This window comes from Chrysiogenia bacterium, from assembly GCA_020434085.1.
Lineage (GTDB): Bacteria > JAGRBM01 > JAGRBM01 > JAGRBM01 > JAGRBM01 > JAGRBM01.
The window spans coordinates 1-10,000 of sequence record JAGRBM010000489.1; the positions used below are offsets into that span (position 1 = coordinate 1).

At 62.6% G+C, this 10,000-nt stretch carries 8 protein-coding genes; 6 read left to right on the forward strand and 2 right to left on the reverse strand.

Features of this window, described 5'->3' with window-relative positions:
* The 3 genes from KDH09_16465 to KDH09_16475 all read left to right on the forward strand — a co-directional run.
* Positions 1-1,798, forward strand: a 1,798-nt coding sequence (locus KDH09_16465) for a S8 family serine peptidase (GenBank protein ID MCB0221292.1), incomplete at its 5' end; no start/stop codon positions are given.
* The gene (locus KDH09_16470; GenBank protein ID MCB0221293.1) at positions 1,795-2,394 is read left to right on the forward strand and encodes a hypothetical protein; all 600 of its coding nucleotides are present in this window, start codon (positions 1,795-1,797) and stop codon (positions 2,392-2,394) included. The genes KDH09_16465 and KDH09_16470, both read left to right, overlap by 4 nt.
* 113 nt (positions 2,395-2,507) lie before the next feature.
* Positions 2,508-4,040, forward strand: a complete 1,533-nt coding sequence (locus tag KDH09_16475) for a hypothetical protein (protein MCB0221294.1) — start codon at positions 2,508-2,510, stop codon at positions 4,038-4,040.
* Between the two features lie 3 nt (positions 4,041-4,043).
* On the opposite strand, the gene KDH09_16480 is transcribed toward KDH09_16475, so the two are convergent.
* Both KDH09_16480 and KDH09_16485 read right to left on the reverse strand, forming a co-directional pair.
* Positions 4,044-5,198, reverse strand: coding sequence for a GGDEF domain-containing protein (locus KDH09_16480; GenBank protein ID MCB0221295.1), 1,155 nt, complete (start codon positions 5,196-5,198; stop codon positions 4,044-4,046).
* 112 nt (positions 5,199-5,310) lie between these two features.
* Positions 5,311-6,687 (reverse strand): sigma-54-dependent Fis family transcriptional regulator, encoded by a 1,377-nt coding sequence (locus KDH09_16485; GenBank protein MCB0221296.1) that lies wholly within the window; start codon positions 6,685-6,687, stop codon positions 5,311-5,313.
* A gap of 464 nt (positions 6,688-7,151) precedes the next feature.
* On the opposite strand from KDH09_16485, the gene KDH09_16490 reads away from it, so the two are divergent.
* The 3 genes from KDH09_16490 to KDH09_16500 all read left to right on the forward strand — a co-directional run.
* Complete coding sequence (locus KDH09_16490; protein ID MCB0221297.1) at positions 7,152-8,273, forward strand: PAS domain-containing protein; 1,122 nt, start codon at positions 7,152-7,154, stop codon at positions 8,271-8,273.
* Between the two features lie 173 nt (positions 8,274-8,446).
* A complete protein-coding gene (ubiE, locus tag KDH09_16495) occupies positions 8,447-9,169 on the forward strand; it encodes a bifunctional demethylmenaquinone methyltransferase/2-methoxy-6-polyprenyl-1,4-benzoquinol methylase UbiE (protein ID MCB0221298.1) in 723 nt (240 codons plus the stop codon).
* A gap of 2 nt (positions 9,170-9,171) precedes the next feature.
* Positions 9,172-10,000: chorismate-binding protein (locus KDH09_16500; GenBank protein MCB0221299.1), on the forward strand; the 829-nt coding region annotated here is incomplete at its 3' end.

Genomic DNA, 10,000 nt, shown 5'->3' on the forward strand with positions numbered 1-10,000 from the left:
CAACTACCCCGTCCCGACGGTGACGGGGCTGACGGCCTCAGCCTGCATCGGGCAGAACGCCCTGATCTGGGACCCGGCGCCCGGCGCCTTCTCCTATAGTCTTTACTACAGCACGAGCGCCTTCACCGATATCGAAGACGCCACCAAGACGAGCGTCACAGCGCCGCCGGTTTTCCATACGGGCCTGAGCAACGAGACGACCTACTACTATCGGGTGGCTGCGGTCGGAGAGGCGGGCGAAGGCCTGGCCTCGCCGATGAAGAGCGCGACCCCCTCGCTCACACCGATGAACACGCCGGATCCGCTCTTCCAGGGACAGTGGCACCTGACCAACACGGGCCAGTGCGGCGGTGCCCCCGAGGACTGCGGCACCCCGGGCGAGGACCTCAATGTCCAGCCCGTGTGGGACGCCTGCCTGCGCGGCGAGGGGGTCCGGGTCACCGTGGTGGACGAGGAACTCGAGATCGGGCACGAGGACCTCGACCAGAACACGCCCGCGACCGGGCACGTGGACTACCGTGAAAACGACAACGATCCGACCGGCAGCGCCACCCGTGAGCACGGCACCGCGGTGGGCGGGATTATCGCGGCGCGCGACGGCAACGGGCTTGGCGTGCATGGCGTGGCGCCGCGTGCGACGCTCATTGGCTACAACCTGCTGACCAAGTATTCGAGCATCAACCTTCTCGATTCCTTCACCCGTGACGTGGTCAATCAGGATGTCTCGAACAATAGCTGGGGCAACATCACCAAGGCCGGTGACCTGGTGCCCGCGCTGAGCTCTTTCGCGATGGCCATGGAGGAGGGCACGACCCTGGGGCGCGACGGCAAGGGGGTCGTCTACCTGATGGCGGCCGGCAACGATGGCGGCTGCGCCACCGATGCGGTGGAGACCTGCCTGGTGGACTCGAATTTTGACGGCTACCACAACCATCGCGGCATGCTGATCGTGGCGGCGGTTGACGCCGACGGGGTCAAGGCCGATTACTCCGAGCGCGGAGCAAACCTCTGGATCAGCGGTCCGGCCGGGCCCGGCGGCGACGGGCTCAACATCACCACAACCGACCGCACGGGGACGACTGGCTACAACGATGGGCAGAGCCTGATCGAACTCGACAACATCAACTACACCAACGACTTTGCCGGCACTTCGGCGGCAACGCCCGCGGTAGCGGGTGTGGTGGCGCTCATGCTGCAGGCCAATCCCGACCTTGGCTGGCGCGACGTGCGCCACATTCTGGCCCAGACGGCACGCAAGAATGACGCGGCCAACGGGGAGTGGACCACCAACGGCGCGGGCTACAACATCAATCTCAACTACGGATTCGGCATTCCCGATGCCCAGGCGGCGACGGCCTGCGCGGTGGGCTGGACGAACGTGGGAACAGAGCTCTCGAGCGGCCCCCACAGCGCAACGCCCGCGATGGCCATTCCCGACAACGACATGACGGGCATCTCGGATACGATTTCCGTGGCCGCCAGCGGCATCGGAGCAATCGAATACATCAACGTGCTCTTCAGCGCTTCGGACCATCCCTTTGCCGGCGACCTGGAGATCACGCTGATCAACGAAACCGACGGAACTGAAAGCGTGCTGGCCCCGGCGCACGAATGCGGGGGCGGCTCCTGCGACGGCTACGATGAGTGGGAGTTTGCAACGGTCTTTCATCTGGGCGAAGCCGCCGATGGCGACTGGACCCTGCGGGTCCGCGACCTCGGGCCGCTCGATACCGGGACCTTCGAGTCCTGGTCGATCATTTTTTACGGAACTGCCTCCGGGCCGGGGAGCTGTCCATGAAAACATTGCTTGTTGCTGCATTGAGCCTGGGGTTGCTGGCCTCCCCGGCGGCGGCCCAGAGCGCGCCGACGAAGGCATCGACAAAGGCGTCGAAGAGCGCCAACGCCGCGCAACTCGTGCCCGTGAAGATCGACGATGGGTTCAAAACCCGCACCTACTGGCTCGACCCTGCATTCGAGATCGCGTTCTCGGACGTCGCGCCGGCGGGTGGGACTTCGGCCAAGATCGCTGAAAGCCAGGCGCGTGAAGCGGCCCCCGGCGTGTGGGTGCGCCCGGCCGGTGGCGCATCCGCGAAGAGCCTTGCTGGATCGGACTCACCGGCGTTCCGGGCCGGAACGCGTCCAGACTCGCCGCTCATGGGGCTTCCGGGCGGCGTACTCGTGCGCTTCGATGACTCCCTCAATCGGACGCAGGCGCTCGCCTGGCTGGCCGGGCGCAGCCTCGTGGTTGTGCGCGAACTGAAGCTGAGTGCCCCGACCTTTGAGGTCGCTTCCGAGTCCGGAATGGCCAGTATTGAGCTGGCCCGCGCGCTTCTGGCCGAGCCGGAGATCGTCGTGGCCAGCCCGAACTGGTGGCAGGAAGTCGAAACGAACTGAAGACGGCGCCTGAGCGGCGCTCACTCCCTTTAAAATTGTTTACATAGGCAGCGGGTTCCATCCGGCATACTGATCCGACCTGATACAGGCAATCGGAACGGGGGGACTCGGGCATGAGGCACTTTGCTCGCATGATCCGCCGGCTTTGGCCGGCGTTGGCAATTCTGGCGGTAGCGGCCTGGGCGGCGCCGGCGCGCGCGCAGGAAAAGACCCTCGCGCGAGATCTCGACCCGGTGGCCCTGAGCGGCGAGCCGCTGCAGGCCTTCGAGGGGCGCAAGATCGACCGGATGCGCCTTTATGCCCACCAGAACGGCCAGTGGATTCCCATCCCCTACCAGATCGACAAGAAGGACCCCGACGGCGAGTTCATCATCTCGACCAATACCGTGACCGATGAGGTGCGCGACGAGGCGGGCTTCGACGACATTCCCGAGGCTGAAAAGCACGAGGATCGCATCGAGGATTTCGAGGACTCTCGCAAGAAATACGAGAAACAGATCAAGAAGGGCGAGCTGAGCCGTGAGGAATTCGAGCTCATTCGTCGCAACGCCTATCACGAAGAGAAACTCGACCAGCTCGACTACAACGACGAACTGGTGTTCATGGCCCGCGACTCGGGCAGTCGCGCCGCGCGGGAGAGCTGGCTGACCCCCAGGGCCATCGAGCTCGAAATCACCGATCCCGTCGACCAGTCGACGAGCTGGGTCTACCTGTTCTACTTCGATGCCGGTGACGTGCCCGCACGCAGTGCCATCGACTATGTCGACTACGATCCCAAGGGTGATACCGTCAACGCGCGCCTTGGTGTCATCGATTTTGTGGATGAGAAGCCGCTCATCGTGGAGGGGCTCATCGGCAAGCATCCCAACGGCACCACGATTCCCAACGTTCTCGATCGTTTCAAGGTGCGCATTCGCGTCAAGCCCGCGCCCCTGTTCTGCATCCCGCTCCACTTTGACGAGAACAACGTCAAAGCCTTCACCATCGGTTACAAGGACGGCCCGGTCCGCGTGATTCGCCGGAATATCTTCTGGATCATCCTGGGCGGTGTGCGCCTGCCCTTTGCACCGAAAATCGTCATCTACTTCCAGTTCTATGAAAACGGGCTGGCCACCAAGGCTGAAATCTGGGTGCCTGTTGATGCCGACTGGTTCGTTTGCGATGGGAGCAGCTTCACTGCGGGGCTTGACCTCAACAAAAACGCCATGGGGGCGAAGATCTTTACCCAGGACAACAGCGAGATCGTCATCGACGGCAAGCTCTCCGAGGCGGAGAAGAACCTCAAGCGGCGGGGTCAGTTCTGGATCGCCGGGTACCTGCCCAACGATGCAGCGCTCATGTCGCGGATGCTCTATGACGAACGCCTGATCGCCAAGGGCGCGGTGATGGACCTGGCGCTCAAGGACGACAACAACGCGCTGGATCCTCCCGAGAACGAACCGGGGCAGCATCTGATCGGTTACACCATGGACATCGGCAAGATGCCCAAGGGCACGTACAACATGGGCTTCCAGATCTACGTGGCCTATGACTTCGAACCCGGGGACGTCGATGCGCTGCTCAATATCGACGACAAACCGCTGACCGTTCGTGCGGTTGAGCAGGAAAGCGCAGTGCCGGAGGCGCCGGCCGAGCCGGCGAAGTAAGTCTCAGGATATCTGTTGGGCTGCCGGATCGTCGTCGTGCCAGACGACGCGATTGCGGCCGCGCTGCTTGGCGCGATAGAGCATGTTGTCGGCTTCTTCAAGCAGCAGGTCGGCCTGGGCGAGCTCTCCCTCGCGCGCGGCCACCCCGAAGCTCGCAGTGATCCGAAGCCCCCCGTTCGCAGTAGAGATCTCGGAGTTCTGCAACTGCTCGCGCATCCGCTCAGCCACGGCGATGGTTCCCTCCAGCGCTGTCTCGGGAAGCAGCACGACCAGTTCTTCACCGCCGAAACGTCCCACGCGGTCGATGCCCTGGCGGATTTCGGCGCGAAGAATTGCGGCGACATGCTGGAGGGTAAGATCTCCGACGCTGTGCCCCCAGGTGTCGTTGACGGACTTGAAATGGTCGAGATCGCAGATGATGAAACCCACCGGGCGGCCCGTGCGCTGGGCGCGCACGCACTCGGCCTCAAAGAACTCGAAGAACTGACGCCGGGTTGAAAGACCGGTGAGGGAGTCGGTGGCGGCCAAGTCCTGGAACTGTGCTTCCCGCTCCCTCCAGCGCGAGAGCAGCGAGTTGACGACCACCCACACGAGAAGCGGCGAGACCACCAGCAGGGTCATCTGCCAGTAGCGCAGCGCCCCCACCGGGCGGCCCGCCGCGTCCACTGGGGTCGAGATGAAGACCGGCGCGTAGGGAATCAGGTGCAATTCATCGAGGATCAGAATCGCAATCAGAACGCTGAGCCCCGAGACCACCGAGCGGGCGATGGCGCCCTTGTGAAGCAGCGGCAAGCCGACCGCGATGCCCGCGACCAGAAGAGGGGCAATCTGCGTTGTATAGAGACCCGTAGCATAGGAGAAAAAGAGAACGCCGAGGGTGTACCCATGCGCCAACAATTCCGAGAGGAAGGGCCAGTCCTTGACATGGCGGCGTCGCAGCAGCCCGCCGAGTAACAGGCTCAGAGCGCCCGCAGTGAGTGCCATCGCGATCCCCAGCGTGACCGGGTAGAAGTCCGGGTTGAGCTGGTCGCCGATCGAGGAGCGGCTGAGCCAGCTCAGGAATGCGACATTGCTGCACGAAACGCACAGGGCGATGGCGGTCAGAAACAGGCCGCGGTCGATCGGGCTCCAATCGATGGGATTGGGCAGCCAGCCCACCGCCGGTCTCCGGCGTTGCGGGCCCTCGGGGGAGCTGATTGGCATAAGTGGCAAGTCTAGCGGACGCGGCGCCCTGAGTGAATGAGAGAAACATCGCCTGTGACCGGGTGCGTCAAGGTCCCGTGGCGCCCTTTCCCTTCATCTTGGCGAGGCGCCGCGAAAGAGTGCGCGCGGAGATCTTGAGAATCTCCGCCGCGCGGGTCTGGTTGCCGCCGCACCGATCGAGAACCGAGCGGATATGGGCTTCTTCCACCTCTTCCAGTGAGCTGGTCGGGCTCGGTTCCGGTGCGGGCTGGGAGCTGCCGGGAACGGAGAGCACCTGCGCAATCACACCATCGTTGATTGTGCCGGAGGGGCTGAGCAGATCGGCGCGCTCGATGACGTTGCGCAGCTCGCGAACATTTCCGGGCCAGGGATAGCGATTCAGCACGGCGATCGCGCCGCTTTGCAGCTCGAGCTTGCGACCGCGTCGCAATCCGATTTCCCTGCAAAAATGACCGGCGAGAACCGGAATGTCTTCGTATCGCTGGCGTAGCGGAGGGATGACGATCTCCGCGACGGCCAGTCGGTAATACAGATCCGACCGGAATGTACCTGCCGCAACGGCGTTCTTGAGGCTCGTGTTGGTTGCCGCAATGACACGGGTATTGACGGAAATTTCATTGACGCCGCCCAGCCGGCGGAGCATGGAGTATTCGAGCACACGCAGAAAGTGTCCCTGCACGTCGAGAGGGAGTTCGCCGACTTCATCGAGAAAGAGCGTGCCGTTCTGGGTCAGTTCGAACAGGCCCTGTCGTCGTTCATGGGCGCCGGTGTAGGCGCCTTTCTCGTGCCCAAAGAGCTCGGACTGGATGAGATGCTTCTCGAAGCTTGCGCAGTTTACCGCGACATAGGGCCCGTCATAGCGGGGTGAGAGTTCGTGAATTTTCCTGGCGATGTGCTCCTTACCGACCCCCGTTTCACCGCGGATGAGAACCGGCACGGACCCTTCGCGTCCGAGGCGTACGACGAGCTCCTCGATTTCCCGCATCTGCGGGGAGGGGAGAGGGACCGTCTTCTGGCTGAGCTCCATGAGGCTGCTGCGTGAGCGCGCCTGTTGATCGATCTCGTTGCTTCGGACGCGTAGGGCATGCTGGATTCGATTGAGCAGGGTCTCGACGTCGAAGGGCTTGGTGATGTAGTCGAAGGCCCCCCTGTTGATGCATTCGGATGCCGTGCCCGGTGAAGTATTGGCGGTCAGAACCAGCACGGCAGGCGCGGATGGATGGGACACCATCTCGGGAATCAGATCGACGCCCGATCCGTCTACAAGGTTGAGATCGAGAAGGATGAGATCGGCTGAAGAGTGACTGAGAAAATGCCGGGCGCCCTGGAGCGACTCGGCACTGGTGGTCTCAAACCCGCTTTCCTGCAGCAGGTCCGAGAGCAGAAGGCTGACCTCGGGATCATCTTCGGTTATCAGTACGTGGCCGGACCCGAGCTTCCCCATTGAAACACTACCCCGGGGTCCACAATTCCTACTTGTGAGACCCGATCTCTATTTCTGCTCCGCCACGATTGGACAATTATTGCTTTTCCCTGCTTTGACGTGCAACTGACAGGGGAGAATCGACGTGGCAGCATGATGTTGCAGCAGTGCCGGACGAGCGCCCGAACCTGTAGCAATTTGAAACATCTGGACGGACAATGGCGATCAGAGCGTTGAACAATGCATGGTATTCCCGAAAAGGCTACTGGGGGCTTGCCCTCACTGTCTGGGCATTGGTCTGGCTCGGCGACTCGCTGGCCCATGCATCACTCGATGAGCACGAGACACTTCTGCACGCAATTTTCAGCCCGCCCCTGCCCGAGCTCGTGGCACGGACGGTTTCCCTGATCCCCGTAATCGTTTTCAGTTTTGTTTTGCGGTGGGCACTGCTGCGCCAGCGCGGAGTCAAGGATGAACTGCAACGTGTGAGCGGGGCATACGAAGAAGCCCAGCGCATCGCCCACGTGGGGCACTGGGACTGGGATATTCTCAATGGCTCACTTGCGTGGTCGGACGAGGTCTACCGGATCTTCGGGTTTGAACCCCAGGTGTTCGGTGCGACCTATGAGGCATTCCTTGAATCGGTCCACCCCGAAGACCGGAGGCTGGTGGAGGAAGGCGTACGCCTTCATCTGGAAGAAGACGTCCCCTACTCGGTCGAACACCGCGTGGTCCGGCCCGACGGCGAGATCCGCTACGTGCATGAAAAGGGCCGCGTGGAGCGCGCGCCCGACGGCAGCCCGACGCGAATGCTCGGCACCGTACACGACATCACCCGGCTGACCCGGGTGCGCCAGGAGCAGGAAGCGCTGCAGGAGAAATTTCAGGAAGCGCGCCGGCTGGAGAGCATCGGCATCGTGGTTGGCGGAATCGCCCATGATTTCAACAACCTGCTCACTCCGATTCTGGGACGGATTTCACTGATTCAACGGCGGCTCCCCGAGGATGAGGAAGTGTGCAACCACCTGAGCAGTATCGAGAGATCCGCGGTCCGTGCTGCGGAGCTGATCCGGCAGCTCGTTTCCTACGCCGGGCGTGTGCAACTGCACACGCAGCCCCTGGATCTCTACCGCCATTTGCACGGCATCGTTCAAACGGCACAGAGCGCATTGGTCGAAAACATTTCGGTCTCGCTGAGCGCTCTCGATGAGGAACTCATCATTGATGCAGACGCCGATCAGCTTGAACGGGCATTGAGCGCGCTGCTCGCCAACTCGGTCGAAGCAATCGATGGTCACGACGGCGCAATTGCCGTCAAGATGGACAAGGTCTGGCTCGATCCGGCGCTCATTCCGAATGTGCGCGGTGCAAAAGGCGCGGCTGCGGGAACCTACGCCATGGTGGAAGTCCGCGACGATGGGTCGGGCATGAGCGAACAGATTCGCGACGCGGCATTCGAGCCCTTTGTGACAACCCGGGAGGAGGGGCGCGGCCTGGGACTGCCGGCGCTGGTGGGCATCATGAAGGCCCACCAGGGACTCGCCACGCTGGAGAGCACTCCGGGGGAGGGGACGACCGTCCGACTCTACTTCCCCCTGGAAAAGTGATTGGTGCATCCTGCCCGGATCCCGAGACCTCCAAAATATTCAATTATTTTAATATCTTAGCTTGAAACCGTGCCAGCGTTTCGGCGCTGCTCTCATATTCATCATTTATTTCAAATTATCTTGAAACTATCGAAAGATCGCGGTATTCAGGAGGGCGGCGGGAGGTGTCGCCCATGAGTGAGCAAGTTCGCGATTCCCAGCTTCACGGCAGACAGGTCAACGAGATGTTTGCCAGCATCGCGCCGCGTTACGACCTGACCAATTCGGTCCTTTCCCTTGGCATTCATCACTGGTGGCGCAGGCGCTTGATTCGCCTGGCGGGTATCGCGCCCGGCCAGCATGTGCTCGATTGCGCAACCGGTACCGGGGATGTGGCCATCGCGCTGAAGAAACGCGTGGGCGATTCCGGTGAGGTGCTTGCCACGGATTTCTGCGCGCAGATGCTCGAACATGCGCCGGCCAAGGCACGTGCGAAGGGACTCGACATCAATTTCGCGCAAGCTGACGCGATGGACCTGCCCTATGAGAGCGACCGCTTCGACTGCGCGACCATTTCATTCGGCATCCGCAACGTCAGCGACCCGCAGAAGTGCCTGCAGGAAATGGCGCGGGTGGTGCGTCCGGGTGGAAAAGTCGCCGTTCTGGAATTCGGCCAGCCCGGCGGTATTCTCTTCGGTCCGCTCTACCGCTTTTACAGTGAGCGCGTCCTGCCACGCATCGGTGGGATCATCACCGGCAATCACGCCGCGTATTCCTATCTCAACCGCACGTCGGCAAACTTTCCCTGTAGCGATGCCTTCCTGAATCTGATGGACGAATCCGATTCCTTTGGCGAGCGCACGGCAACGCCGCTCAGCTTCGGCATCGCCTGGGCCTACGTGGGGAGCGTGAAGTAGCCATGCCGCCGGGTTTGGTGCACCCCGAGCTTGCGGGCGACTTCGCCCGGCAGAGCGTGCAGTTCGCGGCAGAGCGTGCCGCACTGCTTAGGCGCCCGGTGCTCGCAGTGCTCCCCATGGCAACGCCCTACATCGAACCGGTGGAGTGGCTGCGACTGGAGCTGGGGAGCGGAGAGCTCGGGTGTTACTTGGGCTCGCAGGAAGAGGAACTCGCCTGCGCCGGCGCGACGCAGGTCCTCGAAGTCGGAGGCGATGCCTGCTTCGCCGATGCGCGCGCGCAGCTTCGCACGCTCTTCTCCGATGCGGTCTTTGCGCTTCCATTCCTGAAACGTGTCGCCCGCGCCTTCTGCACCTTCGCATTCTCGAAACAAACATCGGGCGACCCCTGGGCGGGAATGCCGCAAAACCTCTGCGTCGTTCCCGGTCGGATGCTGCTGCGCCGCCGCGGAACGGTCTGGGGGGCGCAGCTCGTGCGGGTCGCGCCGGATGGCAGCCTGCTCGAGAGCGACGGGCCGGTAGCGAGTCTCTCTAAGGACGAAAGGCCTGAGTGGACTCACGAGACCTGGCTCGAGCAAAGCGCACAGGCCATCGCGCGGATTCGTGCCGGAGAGCTGGAGAAAGTCGTGCTGGTTCGGCGCGAAGCGCGTGAGATTGAAGATCTGGGCGGGGATGATGCGCGCGGACTGGGGCTGATCGAGGAACTGCGCGCGCGCCATCCCCGCTGCACTGTCTATTGGGTCGGGCTGCCGGGTGGGCAGAGCTTCATCGGCGCAACGCCCGAGCAGCTCGTCCGCGTGAGCGGCCGCCGGGTTTCCACCATGGCGCTGGCCG